A 20,537-nucleotide genomic window follows, 5' to 3' on the forward strand; every position below is an offset into this window, starting at 1 on the left:
GTAAGTAAATAAAGTTACTGGCAAGAAGTTACTTGCCAGTTTTTTTGTTTGTCTAATATGGATTAGTTATCATAATCTTAAATGCAATATAAGATTAGAAACACAAGCAAATAAAAAATTGTAAAAATCGCACATGATTTTGGTAATGGATTGGCTAAAAAGTATATTTTTTACAAAATAGGACAATATAGTTGACATTTGGAAAATATTTCGTTAAACTAGCAATAAAAATACAAAAAAAGGAAAGTGGTTATGAGAATAAAAAAAATAATTGTAAGTATATTAGCTTTTTCAATGGTATTTGGATTGGAGAATATTAAGGTTTATGCTATAAGCAAACCTAATATTTCTTATTCAGAATCAATTACAAATACCAATAAAGTATTTAATCCTGAAACTGTCGATAGATTGTGGGATGAATTAAACGATAATTTAGTAATTGAGCCAGATAAACAAAGTGACTTTATAAGATATAGTAAATCTGTAATGAGTGTATCATCTGAGCCATATGGTAGCTATCCAACTCGTAAAGGAGTTATATTGGTTACAGCAGATAAATGGAAAGGTGTTGTACCTTTAGGCCATGCTGCTATAGTATACTCAGATCAAAAAGTAATTGAAGCATTGCAGGATGGTGTTGTAATAGGCAGGAATGATTGGTACAAATCAAAATCAACTTGCTTTGGAGTAAGCGTCCGTAGTACAACTGCCAGTCAAGATGCCCAAGCTGCTGATTATTGTTATGAACAATTAAATAAAGAATATAATTATAATTACTATAACATGAACACAAGAAAAAAATTTTATTGCTCACATTTGGTATGGGCTGCATATAAAGACTTATTTGGTATTGATTTAAATACACCTGAATTTGATATAACCCTTAAAGTAAATGATATTCCTTTAGCTACTGTTACAGCTATTCATCCACTTGAACTTGTAAACAACGATTTAACATTTGTTACTTACGTAAAATAAGATAAAAAGGATAACCAATATTTAACTGGATATATCTTTTATAAAGGATAGATAAGTATGAAGAAAAAAATAATTATTATAGGTGGTATTCTAATATTAATTATATCGTCAATTATAATAGGTTTTATCGTACATAAACTAAATATAGATCAAAAGTTTCCTAAAGAATATGAATTTGCGGTTATTGATACAACAAGTCAGTTAAATAAAAGTTTTATATACTACTATGACGACTTAGGAAAAAAGGTGTATGAAAAGCTTTATAAAATGGGTTATATGGGAGATACCTTTAGTTGTCCACAGGTATACAATAATAAAGTGTATGTTACTCCCTGGGGTACTGCCAAGGAGAGAGAGTTAACTGTAATTTTAGAGATAGACAAAGAGAATGGAAATTACAAAACTTATGATACAACACTACGTAGTATTAATAGTTTAGCTATTACAGACAAGTATTTTTTTGCTGTAAACAATTTTAATGGAGTATCTAAATTAGCACGAACTAATAGAGAAACAGAGGAAACAACTATTAAGGAGTTTCCAAAACATATCATTTTACAAATAAATATATTTAATAATATTCTATATGCTTTTGCTTCTTTAGAGGATACATCGGAATTAATTGAAATTGATTTAGAAACCATGGAAGAAATATGTAGAACCGATGTAACTAAATATGGAGAGTGTCCACCGTCTGGGGTATTGATGGAAGAAGGTTCATTGTATTTTACTTTACCTTTTAATTATGGAGAAGATAGCGATAATCTACTTGTTTATGATACTAAGACAAAAGAAATAAAGGAAATTAAGTTACCGGATGCTTTGCCTTGTCAATTGCTGAAGTACCAGCAATATATAATAATTTCTCATATAAATAATATTACAGATGAAGGTAACTCATTAAGTATTCTCGATATAGAAACCGGTAAGATAGAAAATTATCAGTTAGAAAATACCCCTAGTCAAATATATATAAAAGATAATTTTTTATATTCTTTAGATATTACAGATCGAAATATATGTAGGTATGAGTTAGTGGATAATAGAATTAAATTCATCGATCAGATTTTTATAGACAAGAGAGATACTGATTTGCATTATTTTCTAACCGGCCTTTATTTTAATTAAAATGTTTAGATTATAAAAGTTTTAAGGATACATATATGAAGCCATTAATTTTAAAAATATTTTTATAAATTTTTTTAAAAATATAAAACCAAACTTAAAACTAATGTATCTCTATAGTAGAAAGATTGATAATAATTAAAAATTATACTATAGGGAGGATTTAATATGAAAAAGTTATTAAGAGTTATTTTAGTTATAAGTATGGTTTTAGTATTAGGAATGTCCACAGCTGCCACAAGTTATGCAGAGGCTGCCTCAAAAAAGGTAAAAGTAAAATTAAACGCTACTAAATTAACCCTCTACGTAGGAGAAACATTCAATTTAAAAGTCACCGGGACCAAACAAAAGGTAAAATGGTCAAGTAGTAATAAAGAGGTTGTTACAGTAAATAAAAAGGGTAAAGTTAGTGCTAAGGGAAAAGGGAAAGCAACTATTACAGCAAAAGTTGGCAATAAAAAATACAAGTGTAATGTCACTGTTAAGGAAATCACTAGCAAAACTGTATTTGGCAATGGTTGTTTACTAACATCTATAAATACATTGCAATTTTCAACAAAAGAAATTAGAAAACTTAGTAATGGTGATTATCAAGTTGATGCTTATATTTATAATGGACTAAATTATCCGGTTGGAGATATTAATGTAACTAGTATGACCCTATATGATAGAAGCGGAAATCAAGTAGCTTCTGCAGCATTTGGAGTTTGTAAAAATTTGGTTATCAATCAAAAGTCATATGCTATATGGACATTTCACTTTGATAAAGAATATGTTAACGATGGTGATTTTGATTTGTCAAAGCATAGTCTTCATGTATATAGTAATTTTATATACTAAAGGTCATTATATAAATCTAGAAAAAGAAATTAATAAGATAAGTTTCAAGTGAAATAGTTATTTTAAAATACCAAGATGGTTTAGGAATAATATTATACTTTAACCATCTTGGTATTATTATAATTTACAATTTGCTTATATAAAAATCTAATAGAAACACTTTAGACAAGATACGACAATAAATGCGGAGGATAGATTGTATTTACTATAAATTTCTTATATAATTAAAATATATAAACTTTCTTACAATATAGAGTAAACTACACTTTTTATGTGTTATGTGTATTCTATGTTGTTTTTTTTGAGTGTAAATATAGTGCTTGAAAGGAAGAGTATATGGGAAAGGTAGTAGAAACTTATGAAAGAAATTATAAAGAAGAAGACCAGAAGCTGTTTCGGGCAATTATTAATTTAAAAGAGGGAGATCAAGATTCTTTTGAGCAAGTGTATAAGTTATCGGAAAAGTATATTTACTCCATTATATATAGAATTGTAAGGGATAATGATAAAACCGCAGACTTAATGCAAGAGACTTATATTCAAATATACAATAAATTAGATACATTGGATAATGTAGAGTCTTTTCTTGTATGGGCGGGAAGGATAGCAACCAATAAAACTTTAAGATATATCCAGAAATATAGTAAAGAAGTATTATTAGATGAAGAAGAGACGGATTTTGTTTTTGAAAATGTAAGGGATGATAAAGAAGAATTCCTGCCGGAAGATATTTTATTAAATAAAGAAAAGAAAGAAAAAATATATAATATTATAAATAATTTGTCCAGTGAACAAAAGATAACTATTCAATATTATTATTTTCATGAAATGTCAGTGGGCGAAATTTCTAAGATAATGCAATGTTCCCCTGGTACAGTAAAATCCAGATTGAATTATGCAAGAAAACAAATTAAGCAAGCCGTTATAGATACTGAGAAAAAAGAAGGAATTAAGTTATATAGTCTATCAGGGTTACCACTGTTTTGGTTATTATTCCGTGAAGAGGCTGCAGCTTGCATGGTGCCAGAAGTAATATCCTCTAGTGTAATAAAAGGAATAGGAGATACTGTAGGTATAAAAATAGTAGAAACAGTGGGAAATGAAATAGCTAAAGTAGGTAAGAAAGGATTAAAAGAACTAATACATAAGTTTTTTGACACTACTGCCGGTAAAATTGTAAGTAGTGTGGCGGTAGTATCAGTAGCAGGGACTGTGGCAGTAAGTCAAATACCAAAAACCTTATATACCACAACTAATACCATAATAGATGTACAAAAATCATCAAACGAAATACAAAACCCTGAAGATTGCCACAACCAATATCTTATTGATGGTAAGTACATAGTATTGGAAAATGATAAGGATCAAAGAGGGGTATATACTATTAAGGGGAAAGAAATATTACCATCTGCATTTGATAAAATAGAATATAATGAGTATACCGGAGGATTATTTAGGGTAAGTAAAGATGACATGTGGGCTTATTATAATAAATCCGGAGAAATAATTTGTGACAAAATGTATGATGAACTAGGTCCTGTTATTGATAAAATGTTTTGGTGCTACGATGAAGAAAGTGATAAATATAAAGTTTATTCAGTAGATGGATATCAGGTATCCGATTCTTCCTATGATTATATTGGTGAGATGGCTAATGGCCTGGTTGTTGTTAAAAGGGATCTTAAATGTGGGCTTTTAAGTATAGACGGTACACTTTTATTTGATATTAAGTATGATGATATTTTCTTAGGTGATGGTGAATACATAGTTCTAAATGAAGAACTTAATGATGCATATAGGCGAACTGTACTTGATAGTTCTTTGAATGTGGTTTTCACAGAAGATTATGATAATAAATATATGCCCTTATGTTTTGGAAGTGGATTTTATAATGGTGTTGTTGAATTATCAGGCTTTCAAAATCTTTTTACACCTATATATGTACCTACAAAAGTAGATGGCACCTGGATTTTTAATCCCATTGATACAGATTTTCTACCTTATAATTTTGAATTATATCCAAACGGCTATTTTTCTTATTATAATGATAATTTAGAAAAGAGTGTATTGTTTAATACTAATGGAGAGGAAATTGCAATTGCTGATTACTCGTCATTTTACTATTTAGATAATAAATTCATTTTAAGTGATGATAGGAAGTATAGTTTAATAGATGAAAAGGCTAGTGTAATTATATCTGATTATGATATGATTTGGAGCCATTATAAAGGGAAATATTATGTGTGCCAAGAAGGAAATTATTATGATTTGTATAAAGATGATGGTACTATTTTATATAATGACGCTACTTATCATATAGCTAGTATAGGCAGCGAAATGTTTAAATGTGAATCAGATAGTGAAACAATAATAGTAGATGGGGTGAGCGGAAAAAGTTTTGTTCTATCTCCGGAAGAAAGTATTATATCATATTTTTGTGATGGCTATGCCATAAAGTATACATGTGATGATATAATAAAAATTGGCGAGATTAACTATAAATACGAAATAATAGATAGAAAGGGAAAGGTGGTATATACTATTGATATACCTAAGGAAGGGGGGCTAGATAATCCTATAGTATTAAAAGAGGGGGTTTATTCTTATGAAAATGAGGGGAAATGTTACATAAAAACCTGGAAGTAAGACTAGCTATCCCCCCTAGGAGCTTAATATAAAGCCACTAAGGAGATTAAGAACCAATGAAATATCCTTCAGAAACAAGGGAAGTTCAATGTAGGCAAGGCAAAGTAGGATATATGCTTACAAGAAAACCGGTAAAAAATATTAATATTCGCATTAAACCTGATGGCAGAGTTTTAGTTTCTGCTAGTAATAGGGTGCCAATAGATTATATTGATAAGCTTATTAAGGAGAAAGAAGAATTTATATTTCGTGCTTTAAAAAAATATGAAGCAATGAAAAAACAAGTTTCTGATATTCCCAGAAGGTATGAAGAGGGTGAAGGTTTTAAAATTCTAGGAAAGAAATTGTACTTAAAAGTTATAGAGGGGAATACATCATCAGTAACTTCAGATAATGATTTTATTTACCTTACGGTAAAGGATAAGTACAATATAAGAAGCAAAGAAATTTTGATAAATAAATGGCTTAAGGAAATGCAAACAAATATTTTTCATCAGATTTCCAAAGAAGTCCATAAAAAATTTGAAAAGTATGGAGTAAAATACCCCCTTATTAAAATAAGGAAGATGAAATCAAGATGGGGATCCTGTCACTCACAGAGGGGAATCATTACTTTAAACAGTAAATTGGTAGAAGCACCAAGAACTTGTATAGAGTATGTTGTGATGCATGAGTTTGCACATTTTATACACCCAAATCATTCAAAAAACTTTTATGATTTTCTTACAGCCCTAATGCCGGATTGGAAAGAAAGAAAAAAGGAAATTGATAAGATAATCTAATAAGGTATTTTTCGTATACTAAATTTTACAAAAAGGATTAAGGAATGCCTCTGGCAAATTCCTTAATCCTTATTTTTTTATTAAGCTTTTTTAGTTATATAATTTTATATATTTAAATCCATAAATTTAAAAACAGGTATAGGTAGTTATATACATGTAGTATTGATAGCTTTTCCTCATTTTTAGTAAGAAGCTAACATACATTTATGATATAGATTTTTGCAAGTTTAATCCCATATATAAAGTACATAAAAGTAATATATTAAATTTAATCTATTACAAAAAAATATTTTTAGCAAAAAAATCAAATTTAGTACTTGACAAATATGAAATAAACCTATATTATAATAATAGGAATCATTACTATTATTAATATTCCAATACAAACATGTATTAACTTTATTAACATAAAATTAAAATATATTTTAGGAGGTATTTATTATGTCATTAGTTGGAACCGAAGTAAAACCTTTTAAGGCACATGCATATCATAATGGAAAGTTTATTCAGGTAACAGAAGAAGATTTTAAAGGTAAGTGGAGCGTTGTTTGCTTCTATCCTGCAGATTTTACTTTTGTATGTCCTACTGAGTTAGAAGATTTGCAGAACAATTACGAGACATTAAAGAGTATGGGAGTGGAAGTATACTCTGTTTCCACAGATACACACTTTACCCATAAGGCATGGCATGACACTTCTGAAACAATTGGTAAGATAACCTATATTATGATTGGAGATCCTTCTCATACCTTAAGCCGTAACTTTGATGTTCTAATTGAAGAAGAAGGCCAAGCTGATCGTGGTACCTTTATAATCGATCCAGACGGCATAATTCAGTCAGTAGAAATCAATGCCGGCAATATTGGTAGAGATGCAGATGTTTTAGTTAGCAAAATTAAAGCGGCACAGTATGTTAGAAATAATCCCAATGAAGTATGCCCTGCCAAATGGAAAGAGGGTTCAGAAACATTAAAGCCTAGCCTTGATTTAGTAGGCAAGATTTAAGGAGCGAATATATGATATTAGATACAGAAATTAAAAATCAACTGGCGGAGTATCTGAAGCTGTTAGAGGGCGACGTTTTAATTAAAGTCAGTGTAGGAGACGATTCTGTATCCAAGGATATTATTTCTCTGGTAGAGGAGCTTGCTTTACTGTCACCTAAGATTAAGACAGAAGAAGCAAAGCTTCCTCGTACACCTAGCTTTAGTATAAACCGTACTGATAAGGATATGGGTATTACCTTTGCCGGTCTTCCCTTAGGCCATGAATTTACTTCTTTAGTATTGGCACTTCTACAAGTTAGCGGAAGACCTCCAAAGGTAGAGGAACATGTGGCCAAGCAGGTTAAGAAGCTGAAGGGTGAATTTCATTTTGAGACCTATATCAGTTTAAGCTGCCATAATTGTCCGGAAGTCGTTCAAGCCCTAAATATTATGAGTGTTCTAAATCCTAATGTTACCCATACTATGATAGACGGAGCTGCCTTTAAGGATGAGGTAGAAAGCAAGGATATTATGGCTGTGCCTGCCATATACCTAAATGGTGAGTTCTTTGGGGGAGGACGTATGACTTTAGAAGAAATTCTAGCAAAGCTAGACGTCACCCCTGATGCCTCTTTGTTTGAAGATAAAGAACCCTTTGATGTTTTGGTTATCGGAGGCGGTCCTGCGGGAGCCAGTGCAGCCATATATGCAGCTAGAAAGGGAATAAGAACTGGTATAGTTGCCCAGCGGTTTGGTGGACAGGTAAGGGACACCATGGCTATAGAGAATTTTATCAGTGTTAAGCAAACAGAGGGTCCTAAGCTGGCAGCAGCTCTAGAAGATCATGTCAGAGAGTATGATGTAGATATAATGTGCCCCCAAAGGGTAAAAAGCATCGAAAAGAAAGATATCTTCTTAATTGAGTTGGAAAATGGAGCCATTCTAAAAAGTAAAACCGTAATTATTGCTACCGGAGCCCGTTGGAGAAATGTAAATGTTCCAGGGGAGGCTGAATTTAAGAATAAAGGTGTGGCCTATTGTCCTCACTGTGACGGTCCTTTGTATAAAGGAAAAAGGGTAGCAGTTATAGGTGGAGGCAATTCAGGTATAGAGGCCGCCATAGACCTAGCCGGAGTGGTAGATCATGTTACGGTAATGGAATTTATGCCGGAGCTAAAAGCTGATTTGGTTTTACAAGAGCGGTTATATAGTCTGCCTAATGTAACAGTATTAAAAAATGTCCAGACTAAAGAAATTACCGGGGACAGCAAGGTTAATGGTATAACTTATGTGGAAAGGGATACCGGTATAGAAAAGCATATAGACCTTGAAGGTGTCTTTGTTCAAATAGGTCTTGTACCTAATACAGAGTGGCTGGAAGATTTCCTTGAAAGAAATCCTATGGGTGAAATACCTGTAGATAAATATAACGCCACTAAAATTCCCGGATTGTTTGCTGCAGGAGACTGCACCGACAGCCCTAACAAACAGATAATAATATCTATGGGATCCGGAGCAAATGCAGCTTTAGGGGCATTTGACTATTTGATTAGAAATTAGATAAATAATAGTAGGCATATTAGTTATATATTAATGGGGGGTCACAATTAATTTGTGATTCCTCATTTTTATTCCTGAAGATAAAAAGATAATTTATTAGCAGTTAAGTTATTAGCAAATTGAGTCTAAGAAGCATTTCATAGTGCAGATAAAATAAATAAAGTGTTTCACCTTATTTATATTGACATCTAAATACAATAACTATATAATAAATATGAACACATGAGCAACTATTCACATATTATATAGTACATAGTCAAAGTGGGGTGAAATAATGTCTAGAAAACAAACTTTAGCAGATAGATGTGATTGTGAAGTAATTCATGAGGATATTGTAAATCAGGTTAGAGAAAAGATGCCACAGGAAGAGACACTATATGAGCTGGCAGATTTCTTTAAAGTATTTGGGGATTCTACCAGAATCAGAATATTATGGGCCCTAGACGAAGCTGAAATGTGTGTTTGTGATATTGCTGCCTTGCTTAATATGACACAATCAGCTATATCTCATCAACTAAGGGTTTTAAAGCAAGCAAAATTAGTTAGAAACAGAAAAGAAGGTAAAGTAGTATATTATTCATTAGATGATGAACATGTAAGGTTGATTTTAGATCAAGGATTAACTCATATAAAAGAAGTATAATTAAATTTTTATCAGTATATTTTTTGATCTAATACATGAATACTTGTTCAAGTGTTCATTATTATATGTATTTTTAAATTTTACTTATATATGTAAATTTAAAAAATGATTTTTAGCATTTAAAAGATTGGAGGATATATTTTATGAAAAAGAAATTTATTTTAGAGGGATTAGGTTGTGCAAATTGTGCTGCTAAGATGGAAGTGGCAATTAATAAAATAAAGGGAGTAGAAAAAGCCACAGTAAATTTTATGACACAAAGGTTGATTATCGAAGGAGTCGATGAGTTAATGGCTGAAATAATTGAAGAGGCGGAGAAAATAGTTAAAAAAATAGAGCCTGATACAAAAATGAAGAAGGCATAAGGATGTGATTATATGAAGAAAAGTCTTGTAAGGATTATATCCGGTGCAGTATTACTTGTGGTTGCCGTAATTATAAATATGATATATCAGGGCTGGCCTAGTCTTGTTTTATATCTTATAAGCTATATCCTTGTAGGTGGAGATATTATTCTTAAGGCTATTAGAAATATAATCAGGGGTAAGGTTTTTGATGAAAATTTTCTAATGGCTATTGCTACCATAGGAGCCATAATTATTAGTGAATATACTGAAGGAATTGCAGTAATGCTCCTGTACCAGATTGGGGAATTGTTCCAAGGTTACGCTGTAGATAAATCAAGAAGGTCCATTGCTGATTTGATGGATATTCGCCCGGACTATGCCAATGTAAAAAAACAAGATGAATTAATTAAAGTAGATCCTGATGAAGTGAAGCTAGGGGATATAATTGTTATAAAAGCAGGTGAGCGTATTCCTCTTGATGCTAGGGTAATAGAAGGAAGATCCCTTTTGGATACTTCTGCTTTAACAGGAGAATCCCTGCCCCGTGAAGTAGAAGTAGGTGATGAGATATTAAGTGGCTGCATTAATATAAATGGTTTGCTTACAGCTGAGGTTATCAAGGAATATGAAGAATCTACAGTTAGCAAAATTTTAGATTTAGTTGAAAATGCCAGTAGCAGAAAGTCTAAGTCAGAACAGTTTATCACAAGGTTTGCCAGATATTATACCCCTGTTGTTGTTATCCTTGCACTTATGCTAGGGCTTATACCACCGCTTTTTATAAAAGGGGAAGCATTTAGGGAGTGGTCTTACAGGGCCTTATCCTTTCTAGTGGTATCATGCCCCTGTGCCTTGGTTATATCCATTCCATTAACTTTCTTTAGCGGAATAGGGGGAGCTTCTAAAAAAGGAATTCTTATTAAGGGCAGTAACTATTTTGAGGCTTTGGCTAATACTGAGATAATAGCCTTTGATAAAACCGGTACTCTTACAAAGGGGGTATTTGATGTCCAGGAGATTGTTCCGGAAGGGATATCCAAAGACGAACTTTTAGAATTAGCTGCCTATGCAGAAAGCTTCTCCAATCATCCCATATCAGAATCTATTAAGAAAGCTTATGGGAAAGAAATTAATCAAGCGGAAATTTCTAATGTGGAAGAGATTGCAGGCCATGGCATTGAAGTTGAAATCAGAGGAAAGAAAGTTATTGCTGGTAATGCAAGACTTATGAAACTTAAGAATATAGCATACCATGATAAAGAATTAGTTGGCACGGTTGTCCATGTTGCCCTAGAGGGAAAGTATGTCGGATATATACTTATTGCCGATGAAATTAAGAAAGATACTAAAGAGGCCATAAAGGAGATAAGGGCTTTAGATATAAAGAAAACTGTAATGTTAACAGGAGATAATGAGGCAGTAGGTAAAAAGGTAGGTAAGTACCTAGGACTTAATCAGGTATTTACTGAATTATTACCGGGAGATAAGCTTAATAAGCTAGAGGAGCTCCTTACAGAAAAGTCCCATAAGGGGAGATTAGCTTATGTGGGAGACGGCATTAATGATGCACCGGTTCTTGCTAGGGCAGACGTAGGAATCGCCATGGGAGGTCTGGGTTCCGATGCAGCAATTGAGGCAGCAGATGTGATTATTATGACCGATGAACCATCGAAAATTCCACTAGCTATTAGAATATCAAAGAAGATAATAGGGATTGCCAATCAAAATATTATATTTGCAATCAGTGTTAAAATACTAATTCTTATTTTAAGTGCTCTGGGTATTACAAATTTGTGGGTGGCCATATTTGGAGACGTAGGAGTTACAATATTAGCAATATTAAATTCCTTTAGAACCATGAGATTTGGAAAGTAGCGGTTGATTTGATACTGTATTATAATGTAAAATATCAAGTATAATTACATTATAAAAAGGAGAAATGGACTTAGGGTCTATTAAATTTAATATGATTGAAAAGGAATTGAAGATTTTATTAACTGAAGATCAGTATAAGCTTATAAAAGAAAGGTTTAACTGGAGTGAAGATATATCCCAGATTAACTTTTATTATGGTGGGAATTCAGATAGCATAAAGGATAATAGGGCTACCGTTAGAATTAGAGGACTAAGTAGCGGTATGATGTTACAAGTTAAAATGCCGGTTTCAGTAGAGGGAGCTGTTCATGTAAAAAAAGAGTTTGAAAAAGAATGTAATATTGTACCTTATAAAATTGATGGCAGTACTTTATGTAAGTTATGCTCGGTTAATGATTTCCCTGATGTTTATTTACTGGGACATCTTTATACAGAACGGCTTGTATCTTATTATGAAGATAATAATATTATATTTTTAGATAAGAGTGTATACTTGGGCAAGACAGATTATGAGTTGGAAATTGAATTTAATGATACTCTTAACACACAGCTATTAAGCATATTGGAAGGATTGGGACTGACCACCAATAATAAAGTCAAAGGAAAGTTTGGTAGGTTTATGGAAAGATATAAGGGGATAAATTCAATTTTAGATAATTGATAATGAAGAACAAAAGCCATAATTTCATTCTTATATTACAGATATTATTAATGTAATATAAGAATGAAGCTTATGGCTTTCTTTTATAAGTCTATACTTCTATCCATTAATCTTCCTTTTTCATAGGATAAACCTTAGCTATAGGAACAGTGAACATAAAGCCTATGCCGGTTCCTGAAATATCAGCAACAACTTCTTGAACTACACCGACGGCTTTTTCAACCATATCTTCATTTTCAAGTACTGTGAATATAGTTTTGCTGTAAGGGTGGGCATCCCCAAGCAGCATACTTAAGGCGCTAAACAAAGGAATATCTTTGTTATTGCTGTTGGCAATAGCACTTCCCATACCCTGGCTGTCCAAAATTGTTGCACCACTGATTTTATTTTCTACAAAGCCGGTGAGAATGTCTTCCATATAATCGATTTCATTTAAAACAACAAATAGAGCATACATTGTTAATCCTCCTTATGGGAATAATATTTTTAGCCGTCTAATTGGGAATTAGAAGCTGTTACTTTAGGTTTATTTTTCAATTTATCGCTCTTACCGGATCCATTAATCTCCCCGGCTTTTTGTATAGCTAACTTGGCAAATATAGGCCCGGTTACTTCATAAATCAGTACACTAAACATAATAATTGTACTAATTTCAGCGGAAAATTGAGGCAGTTGACTCCGTACAAGTACCAAGAGTCCTATAGATATACCACCCTGAGGAAGCAGTGCATAACCGAGATTTTTTGTAACCGTGGGATTTGCTTTAACAGATTTTGCACCTAGCCAAGCTCCCAATATTTTTCCCGATGCTCTGGCAATTACATAGGCAATCCCAAGCATTCCAACTTGAAGTAAAATACTTAAATCTAAACTGGCACCTGCCAATGTAAAGAAGAGAATATAGACAGGTGTAGAAAAATCATTAACAGAATTAAAGACTCTTTTGGACTTGGGATACATATTAATCAAGATAGTACCCATCATAATATTGGTTAATAAAGGAGATAGCCCAAGGCTGTTTGATAAGCCGGTTGCAATACCTATAGCTACCAAGGCAACTGCTTGAAGTTCGTCACGGCCACTGGACTTTTTAGCAACAAGAACAAGAACAATACCTAAAGCAAGTCCAAGAAGAAGAGATCCTCCTATCTCAATGGCAGGTTCGCTTATCATTTTAAATATTGAAAAGCTTTCTTGCCCACTGGTAAGATGAGCTAAGGACATTGCAATTCCAAAAACTATAATTCCAAACACATCATCTAAGGCAACCACTGGGAGGATGGTTTTGGTTAATGGCCCATAGGCATTGTACTGTTTTATGACCAATAATGTGGCAGCAGGAGCCGTAGCCGCAGACATGGATGCGATAACAACACTAAAGGCAAAAGGTTGATTAAATATATAGTACATTACTGTAAATACAATAAAAACAGCCCCTATTACTTCTGCCAAGGTTATAATTACAATAGATTTACCTAGTCTTAGCATGTCTTTGACAACAAATTCGCTTCCGATACTAAATGCTATAATAGCCAGAGCCAATTCACTAATGACAGAAAAGTTTGATACATCTTGTCCACCTATAAATTTAAAAAAAGAGGGACCCAAAAACAGCCCGGCAATCAAATAACCGGATACATTAGGCAGTTTAAAAATTCGGGCTACTTTCCCACCAAGAACACCGACTAATAATACTATACTAACTTTTAATAATAAATTCAATTTCGTACCTCCATATCAAATATAATAAAAACATTTTTGGTTACATTAGTAAATGAACAGATAATACGAAACCTCCTTTGTATATATTTTTTTGCATCAAAAAAAAGCGGATAAACACACTCATATAGAGCCGCCATACGCTTGGTTTTTTTCCTATGGGATTAGCTGACGGGTTAGGGCTACCAAGTTGCCCCTCCTATTGATAGGATTCACCCCAGAAAGTTGGGTCCCCCACTACCTTAAAGATATTCGGAAATGCCTATTAATCATAGCAGAAGGGACAAAAAGAGTCAAATTTGTTAAATATTTAACAGCACCAAGGTCTTTTATGCAAAATAAGTGTAAATTCATGAAAAGTACTTTCATTGATATATATATTAGTATAAAATAAAGACAGAGAAAGAAAATACTGGACCGAATTTGCAAAAAACTAAAGCCTAAAAGATAACAAATTACTAAGGGGGAATTGCAATGGATGAAGGAAATTTACTGTCCGGTGGCCTAGATAAGTTAAAGGAAATTAGGGAAAGCTTACTTAAGCTACGTACTTGTCATGAAAAGTATGATAAGCTGGTTTTAGAAGAAGATAAAATAGAAAAGAATATCTATAGCCTGGAGAAAGAGCTTTCTGAAAAAGTCCAAGCCACTACTAAAAAAAGAAAGGTTGAAATAGAAGAAGCCTATGACAAACAACTGGAAAAGACCAGATCCCGTATAAAAAGAATAAAGGAAAAAAGGGATAGGCGTAAGAATAAAAAGGTATCTGAGCGCATCGGAGAGGAGACAGCAAGCTTAAGGGAAGAAAACCATAGGCTTAAGCTGGAGGGGAAAACTTTATTTAAGCAAAAGCAGGTTCCTTCCTTTTGTAATACAAGACTTTACTATGCCCTATATTATCCCAGGTATTTTGTGGATTATATAATTATCCTAGCAAGTTTATTAATTACCTTATTAGTTATTCCTTGTGGGGTTTACTTTTATATTCTTCCGGAAGAAAAAAGCCTATATCTGATTATTATTTATATAATAACTGTGATAATCTTTGGAGGGCTTTATTTACTACTTGGGAATAAAACAAAGGATAAGTATGGTGATGTTATAAGGCAAGTGCAAGCTAAGCGCCATGAGATTATAAAAAACAATAGAAAGATTAAGGTTATAAAAAGAAAAGTAATTAAGGATAGAGATGAAAGTGCTTACGGATTGGAAGACTTAGATAAGGAGCTTTCAAAATTAAATAAAGAGATTGCAGATATTGCGGAGCAAAAGAAAGAGGCACTGCTAACATTTGAAAATACAACATATCAAGTTATTGCTGCTGAAATAAGCAGGCAATACGATGAAAAGATATCAAGCTTAAAGGAAGACTACAATAAAATAAGTGAGGAAATAAGAGAAACTGATGAAATAATTAAGGCCTTAACCTTAAAAATAGCCAGTGAATACGAGCCTTTTATAGGTAAAGACCTTATGACACTTGATCGCTTGGCTTCATTGATTAATATTATTGAGGCCGGAAATGCCTCTAACATTTCAGAAGCCATTCAATTCCATAGAAATAATATGGGGTAATTAATTTATAGAAATCTCATCCTTTAAAACATGGGGTTTTAATCGATTTAAACAATAGTTAATGGCAAGGCAGATTTGGTCTGCCATGGACATGACAACATTTAACCGGGTGGTCTGTAAGAGCATATGATCTAGTAAGCCTGAAAAATTCACTATGCCGGTAATAAATAAATCCCCTACTTCAGGCAGGTCTTTATCTACTCCTGCCCCAGGTTTTAAGGGCCCTTGGCCTAGAGTAATATATCCTATATGATCTGATTTACCTAATGAGGCATCGATTGCAATGATAAAAGCATCATCATGCTTTTCATAAATCATTGCTACGGTGTCTTTAAGATTCTTTGCATGGACCGGTTCCTCTAAGGTGCCGTAGATATGAAATCTTGGCAGCCTAATGTATTTTGATAATTTGTATCCGATTATTGGTCCAAGACAATCTCCGGTTGCCCTGTCAGATCCAATACACAAAAATATAATGTTTTTATTAAATAGAACCTGTTTTTTAATTAATGCTAATAAGGCCAAGCCCAGTTCATAGGCTGTATTTTGCTCTGATGAATTAAAGTAAATGATACGATTTTTTCCTTTATAAATAATGCTCATATTACCTCCAAAATTTAAAAATAATTAGCTTAAATTAAGTATTACCAGATACTTTAAAAATAGACATTGAAAACCAATAGATTTTAAAGGAAATGTGGCAAAAGAATACGAAATGCGCACAGCTTCTTAAATAGCAAGGAAGCAATCAAAGGAATTAAAAGGTTTTTTTGATTTATTGGTAGAACTTTGATGATAAGTTTTTATATCTCCGATACGCAATACGACACAAGAATAAGCTTGCTTATGCTAATATAAGTGAAAAGTTGTGTAATATAGTATCTTTAGCGGATAGGAGAAGGGTCTATGATAGAATCGGTATACAGTAATGATAATACTGAAATAAATGGGACAGGCAGGGTGCAGGCAAACTTTAAGATGCCAAAAAACATTCGGCAGATTGGAAAAAGTAATGTTTCCAAAAAAATTTATGTAGAAGACTATGTAATGACCTTTACCAAACAGCTGGCTGGGGAAGATTATTCCTCCTGCCGTGTGGCAGTATTATTGGGACATTATGTAAGCCTTGAGCAAGGCAGGTGCATTTTTATATCAGGGGCAGTAGAGGTGGAAGATATCGATATAAAGGATGAAATTGTATTTACCAATGACCACTGGACTGCCATATATGAAAATATTAAAAAGTATTTTGTTGAGAGTGAAATTGTGGGATGGTTTTTAGGAGGTCCGGGATACATATTAGAGGATAAGGAAAGAATCTTAAAAGCCCATATTGATAATTTTGCCGGACAAGATAAGACCTTACTTACCTATGATAATATGGAAAAGGAAGAAGCATTCTATTTTTATGAAAATGGCGCTTTATGCCGACAAGAAGGTTATTACATATATTATGAGAAGAATGAGAAGATGCAGGACTATATGATTGAACATAAGCAAAAACCCAGTGAAGAAGCCCAGTATGATGATCGTGTATCAAGGGAGATTAGAACAATTTTTGAAAATAAAAAACCTCAAACTGATGATGAAAATAAAAGTATAAATCGTCTCATGTATGCAGCCGGTACATTATTGGCGGTTATTATCTTAGTTGTTGGAGCGGCCATACTAAGTAATTATGATCAAATGAAAAATATGCAGGATACCCTAAATTCTTTATCCCAAAACTTAAAAGAAGTAGAGTCGGTATTTTTAAAAAATGAAGATGCTCAGGTTTCACAGGATATTGTTTCACAGGATATTATAGAAGCCAAAAATGAGCAGCCCACAAGTATACCTTCTGATACCGAGGAAAGTTTGGATATTGAAGTGATTTCCGGCGAAGTAACCCCTCTACCGGAAAAAAGTGAAAAAGAAGAAATAAAAGAAGAGGAAAAAGAAGATAAAAACCAAGATAAAAAAGATAAAAAAGACAGTGAAGATGGTTCAAGTTCCGATAAAAATGATAAAAAACAAGCTGAAGCAGAAAAAGAGCAAAGTCAAGTTGAGCATCAGATTAATCAGGTTGAAGCAACCGGTGGACAGGATTTAGTATCATCTGAAGGAGAAGTAAAATATTATACAGTAAAAGCAGGGGATTCCCTTGCGGGTATCAGTTATAAACTATATAATTCGGCAAATTATATTTCAAAAATCAAGGAACTTAATAATATTGAAGATGAAGATATGATATATATCGGGCAGAAGCTAATAGTTCCTTAATAGCTTTATTACCTATACTTACCTCAATGTATGTAAAGTAAATTATGTGCTGCAGAAAATTAATCTTTAAAAAGATATTTTTCTGTGGCATATTTTATTAAAAAAAATAGTGCCTTTATTGACAAAATGAGGTATAATTTCAATTAAAGTTATTAGTAGGACAAAGAAAGAAGCGGGTGTACATAAATTGAGGGATTACGAAAGCAGAAGAAAAAGATACCGTAGGAATAAGACCATAGTTTTTACAAGCCTATTAATTCTTATAGTAATAATAGGTGCGGTATATATTTACGAATTAATTAACCGCGACTACCAGGATTATGAGGTTATAAAGAGGCTTGAAAATACAGAAGAAAATTTGGGCGGATATCTTGAGTATAACGGAGCCGTAGTTAGATATAGCAAAGATGGGGCGCTTGCTATTGATATCAAAGGAAATCTCTTGTGGAACGGTTCTTTCGAAATGTCTGATCCAATAGCTGATACCTGTGGGGATTATGTGGCAATAGCAGACAGGGGAAGCAAACAAGTAAGTATTTTTAATAAGAAGGGATTAGCAGGAAGTATCACAACTAATCACCCAATTATAAAAGTGCAGGTAGCTAATCAAGGGGTTGTTGCAATCCTTATGATAGAAGATGAAACCAGCTATATAGAGATATATAGTAAAGAGGGAGAATTATTAGGTGAGAAGATAACCAATGTGGTAAAGGACGGTTACCCCATGGATTTTACCCTTTCACATGACGGAAAGAAGATAGGAGCTACATATCTTTGTATCAATAAAGGGGAAATAATTAATAATTTATTATTTCTTAATTTTGGAGAGGTAGGCAAAAATTTTACCGACCGTACTGTTGGTGCTCTGATTTATAACGGGAAAATAGTACCCAGAATAACATTCTTAGATAATGATACCGTCTGTGCATTTACGGAAGAAGGATTTCTGATCTTTACCATGGAGGAAAAGGCAGAGATATATAAAGAGGAAATTGTTGAAGGGGAAATAAAAAGTGTATTACATAATGAGAAATATGTGGGCTTAGTTATTGAAGGTAAGGAGACAAAAAAATCAAGCTTGTATTTATATGACCTAAAGGGTAATAGGGTATTAAATAAGGAACTGGATTTTGATTATGATACTATCTATCTTTCAAAGGATGAGATTATTATGTATGACGACCTTTCCTGTGTGATTTATAAAACAAACGGTCAGGCAAAGTTCAGATATACTTTTACTACAAACATTTCAGCCTTATACCCTATCAATCATCTGGATAATTATTTTCTGGTAAATCCTAAGGAGATATTAGAAATTCAGCTGGTGGAGTGACTTTAAATAGAAACTAAATGTTGTAATGGTAATATTTAAAGGAGGATATTTGGTATGAATTGGTTGTTAATTGTAGTACTGGGAATAATTATTGTAAATGCTTTTATAGGCCGCAAAGTCGGTTTAATAAAAATAGTCTTTTCCCTTTTTTCATTTATTGCCGCTTTATTATTAACTTCATGGGTAAGTCCCTCGATTAATGGAATGCTAAAAAACAATGAGGCATTTTATCAGAAAACATATGAGAAGGTAGAGACTATGCTATCCTTAGAGAATAAGGAAAGCGATAATCAAGATGAAATGATTAAACAACTTCCTTTGCCTAAGTCAATTAGAGAGACTCTATTAGAGAATAAGGCAAAACAGGAAGCAAATATTAAATCCTATATTACTACTCAAGTAACAGGAATAGTTATTAATGCAATGGCATTTATTTTAACATTTATAATTGTTTTTATAGGACTTTGGGTAGTAAGTATCGCCCTTAATATTATAAGTAAACTACCGGTTTTAAATCAAATTAATAAGACAGCAGGATTTTTTGTAGGTGCTTTGCAGGGACTGGTTATAGTATGGATCATATTTTTAATATTGACTGTAATAAGCAGTTCGGCTTTAGGAAAGAGTGCCTTCCAGCAAATCGAAGAAAGTGCTATATTAAGTTTTATCTATAATAACAACTTCTTTTTAAACATAGTTTTAAATGCTGTAAAGATTATTTAACTTATATTTATATGAATATAATTTGCAAATTTCATTAACATAATTTATACACATAATATGAAGGAGAATGCAAGATGAATGAAGTACTAAGTAAAATTCAAATGATGGGTATTGTACCTGTAATTAAACTGGATGATCCAAAGGACGCAGTTCCCCTTGCCAAGGCTTTGTGTGACGGAGGACTTCCTTGTGCAGAGGTGACATTCCGTACGGCAGCAGCTGAGGAATCAATAAGACTTATGAGGGAAGCATTTCCCCAGATGTTGATAGGGGCCGGTACGGTTCTTACAACAGATCAGGTAGACAAAGCTGTAAATGCCGGTGCAAGCTTTATTGTAAGCCCCGGTTTAAATCCTAAAGTAGTAAGTTATTGTGTAGAGAGAAATATACCTATTACACCGGGATGTTCCACACCCAGTGATGTAGAGGCTGCCATTGAACTGGGACTAGAGGTGGTTAAGTTCTTCCCGGCAGAAGCAGCC

General features: G+C 32.9%; 19 protein-coding genes and 1 riboswitch (1 of these 20 only partly in view). Of the genes, 16 read left to right on the top strand and 3 right to left on the bottom strand.

All coding sequences use genetic code 11. From position 1 onward, the window contains the following. Positions 1-252: 252 nt before the first annotated feature. The 11 genes from SD1D_RS00440 (at position 253) to SD1D_RS00490 (ending at position 12,443) form a co-directional block, all read left to right on the top strand. Entirely contained in the window at positions 253-978 is a 726-nt protein-coding gene (locus SD1D_RS00440) for a YiiX/YebB-like N1pC/P60 family cysteine hydrolase (RefSeq protein ID WP_058257106.1), read from the top strand. Positions 979-1,035: 57 nt separating this feature from the next. Further along, positions 1,036-2,106 carry a hypothetical protein gene (locus SD1D_RS00445; protein ID WP_058257107.1) on the top strand — a complete coding sequence of 357 codons (1,071 nt, stop codon included), beginning with the start codon at positions 1,036-1,038 and terminating at the stop codon, positions 2,104-2,106. Between the two features lie 165 nt (positions 2,107-2,271). Then, positions 2,272-2,943, top strand: a complete 672-nt coding sequence (locus tag SD1D_RS12080; protein WP_058257108.1) for an SLAP domain-containing protein — start codon at positions 2,272-2,274, stop codon at positions 2,941-2,943. Positions 2,944-3,279: 336 nt separating this feature from the next. Continuing rightward, on the top strand, positions 3,280-5,589 hold the full coding sequence (locus tag SD1D_RS00455) for an RNA polymerase sigma factor (RefSeq protein ID WP_058257109.1): 2,310 nt from the start codon (positions 3,280-3,282) through the stop codon (positions 5,587-5,589). Positions 5,590-5,645: 56 nt separating this feature from the next. After that, positions 5,646-6,371, top strand: a complete 726-nt coding sequence (locus tag SD1D_RS00460) for a M48 family metallopeptidase (RefSeq protein ID WP_058257110.1) — start codon at positions 5,646-5,648, stop codon at positions 6,369-6,371. Between the two features lie 441 nt (positions 6,372-6,812). Continuing rightward, positions 6,813-7,376 carry an alkyl hydroperoxide reductase subunit C gene (gene ahpC / locus SD1D_RS00465; RefSeq protein WP_058257111.1) on the top strand — a complete coding sequence of 188 codons (564 nt, stop codon included), beginning with the start codon at positions 6,813-6,815 and terminating at the stop codon, positions 7,374-7,376. Between the two features lie 11 nt (positions 7,377-7,387). Then, positions 7,388-8,917, top strand: a complete 1,530-nt coding sequence (gene ahpF, locus SD1D_RS00470) for an alkyl hydroperoxide reductase subunit F (RefSeq protein ID WP_058257112.1) — start codon at positions 7,388-7,390, stop codon at positions 8,915-8,917. 274 nt (positions 8,918-9,191) lie between these two features. Further along, positions 9,192-9,560: an ArsR/SmtB family transcription factor gene (locus SD1D_RS00475; RefSeq protein WP_058257113.1), complete on the top strand. Its 369-nt coding sequence runs from the start codon at positions 9,192-9,194 to the stop codon at positions 9,558-9,560. A gap of 143 nt (positions 9,561-9,703) precedes the next feature. Next, positions 9,704-9,925, top strand: a complete 222-nt coding sequence (locus SD1D_RS00480) for a cation transporter (RefSeq protein ID WP_058257114.1) — start codon at positions 9,704-9,706, stop codon at positions 9,923-9,925. A 12-nt stretch (positions 9,926-9,937) separates the two neighbouring features. Continuing rightward, positions 9,938-11,782, top strand: coding sequence for a heavy metal translocating P-type ATPase (locus tag SD1D_RS00485; protein ID WP_058257115.1), 1,845 nt, complete (start codon positions 9,938-9,940; stop codon positions 11,780-11,782). A gap of 64 nt (positions 11,783-11,846) precedes the next feature. Then, positions 11,847-12,443: a CYTH domain-containing protein gene (locus SD1D_RS00490; RefSeq protein WP_058257116.1), complete on the top strand. Its 597-nt coding sequence runs from the start codon at positions 11,847-11,849 to the stop codon at positions 12,441-12,443. 106 nt (positions 12,444-12,549) lie between these two features. Here SD1D_RS00490 and SD1D_RS00495 read toward each other — a convergent pair whose 3' ends face one another. After that, on the bottom strand, positions 12,550-12,900 hold the full coding sequence (locus SD1D_RS00495; protein WP_058257117.1) for a hypothetical protein: 351 nt from the start codon (positions 12,898-12,900) through the stop codon (positions 12,550-12,552). Positions 12,901-12,929: 29 nt separating this feature from the next. Continuing rightward, positions 12,930-14,165, bottom strand: coding sequence for a cation:proton antiporter (locus tag SD1D_RS00500; RefSeq protein ID WP_058257118.1), 1,236 nt, complete (start codon positions 14,163-14,165; stop codon positions 12,930-12,932). Between the two features lie 135 nt (positions 14,166-14,300). Beyond that, positions 14,301-14,430, bottom strand: a riboswitch (cyclic di-AMP (ydaO/yuaA leader). Positions 14,431-14,636: 206 nt separating this feature from the next. Here SD1D_RS00500 and SD1D_RS00505 point away from each other — a divergent pair. Further along, positions 14,637-15,737 (top strand): AAA family ATPase, encoded by a 1,101-nt coding sequence (locus SD1D_RS00505; protein ID WP_058257119.1) that lies wholly within the window; start codon positions 14,637-14,639, stop codon positions 15,735-15,737. On the opposite strand, the gene yyaC is transcribed toward SD1D_RS00505, so the two are convergent. Next, a complete protein-coding gene (gene yyaC, locus SD1D_RS00510) occupies positions 15,738-16,340 on the bottom strand; it encodes a spore protease YyaC (RefSeq protein WP_058257120.1) in 603 nt (200 codons plus the stop codon). It abuts the gene before it with no gap. Between the two features lie 303 nt (positions 16,341-16,643). On the opposite strand from yyaC, the gene SD1D_RS00515 reads away from it, so the two are divergent. From SD1D_RS00515 to SD1D_RS00530, 4 genes are all read left to right on the top strand, one after another. Continuing rightward, on the top strand, positions 16,644-17,999 hold the full coding sequence (locus SD1D_RS00515) for a LysM peptidoglycan-binding domain-containing protein (protein WP_058257121.1): 1,356 nt from the start codon (positions 16,644-16,646) through the stop codon (positions 17,997-17,999). A 187-nt stretch (positions 18,000-18,186) separates the two neighbouring features. Beyond that, positions 18,187-19,332 (top strand): DUF5711 family protein, encoded by a 1,146-nt coding sequence (locus tag SD1D_RS00520; RefSeq protein WP_058257122.1) that lies wholly within the window; start codon positions 18,187-18,189, stop codon positions 19,330-19,332. Between the two features lie 54 nt (positions 19,333-19,386). After that, positions 19,387-20,055: a CvpA family protein gene (locus SD1D_RS00525; protein WP_058257123.1), complete on the top strand. Its 669-nt coding sequence runs from the start codon at positions 19,387-19,389 to the stop codon at positions 20,053-20,055. A gap of 74 nt (positions 20,056-20,129) precedes the next feature. Beyond that, on the top strand, positions 20,130-20,537 hold the 5' end (the start) of the coding sequence (locus SD1D_RS00530; RefSeq protein ID WP_058257124.1) for a bifunctional 4-hydroxy-2-oxoglutarate aldolase/2-dehydro-3-deoxy-phosphogluconate aldolase. The gene runs 555 nt beyond the window's last position; 408 of the gene's 963 nt are visible here — the first part of the coding sequence; its start codon is at positions 20,130-20,132; its stop codon lies beyond the right edge, outside the window.

Origin of the sequence: Herbinix luporum, assembly GCF_900070325.1 — a bacterium.
GTDB lineage: Bacteria > Bacillota > Clostridia > Lachnospirales > Lachnospiraceae > Mobilitalea > Mobilitalea luporum.

Bases quoted from the DNA above. Each gene is read 5' to 3' on its own strand.
- SD1D_RS00440 (WP_058257106.1), top strand. From the start codon at position 253: ATGAGAATAAAAAAAATAATTGTAAGTATATTAGCTTTTTCAATGGTA.
- SD1D_RS00445 (WP_058257107.1), top strand. From the start codon at position 1,036: ATGAAGAAAAAAATAATTATTATAGGTGGTATTCTAATATTAATTATA.
- SD1D_RS12080 (WP_058257108.1), top strand. From the start codon at position 2,272: ATGAAAAAGTTATTAAGAGTTATTTTAGTTATAAGTATGGTTTTAGTA.
- SD1D_RS00455 (WP_058257109.1), top strand. From the start codon at position 3,280: ATGGGAAAGGTAGTAGAAACTTATGAAAGAAATTATAAAGAAGAAGAC.
- SD1D_RS00460 (WP_058257110.1), top strand. From the start codon at position 5,646: ATGAAATATCCTTCAGAAACAAGGGAAGTTCAATGTAGGCAAGGCAAA.
- ahpC (WP_058257111.1), top strand. From the start codon at position 6,813: ATGTCATTAGTTGGAACCGAAGTAAAACCTTTTAAGGCACATGCATAT.
- ahpF (WP_058257112.1), top strand. From the start codon at position 7,388: ATGATATTAGATACAGAAATTAAAAATCAACTGGCGGAGTATCTGAAG.
- SD1D_RS00475 (WP_058257113.1), top strand. From the start codon at position 9,192: ATGTCTAGAAAACAAACTTTAGCAGATAGATGTGATTGTGAAGTAATT.
- SD1D_RS00480 (WP_058257114.1), top strand. From the start codon at position 9,704: ATGAAAAAGAAATTTATTTTAGAGGGATTAGGTTGTGCAAATTGTGCT.
- SD1D_RS00485 (WP_058257115.1), top strand. From the start codon at position 9,938: ATGAAGAAAAGTCTTGTAAGGATTATATCCGGTGCAGTATTACTTGTG.
- SD1D_RS00490 (WP_058257116.1), top strand. From the start codon at position 11,847: ATGGACTTAGGGTCTATTAAATTTAATATGATTGAAAAGGAATTGAAG.
- SD1D_RS00495 (WP_058257117.1), bottom strand. From the start codon at position 12,900: ATGTATGCTCTATTTGTTGTTTTAAATGAAATCGATTATATGGAAGAC.
- SD1D_RS00505 (WP_058257119.1), top strand. From the start codon at position 14,637: ATGGATGAAGGAAATTTACTGTCCGGTGGCCTAGATAAGTTAAAGGAA.
- yyaC (WP_058257120.1), bottom strand. From the start codon at position 16,340: ATGAGCATTATTTATAAAGGAAAAAATCGTATCATTTACTTTAATTCA.
- SD1D_RS00515 (WP_058257121.1), top strand. From the start codon at position 16,644: ATGATAGAATCGGTATACAGTAATGATAATACTGAAATAAATGGGACA.
- SD1D_RS00525 (WP_058257123.1), top strand. From the start codon at position 19,387: ATGAATTGGTTGTTAATTGTAGTACTGGGAATAATTATTGTAAATGCT.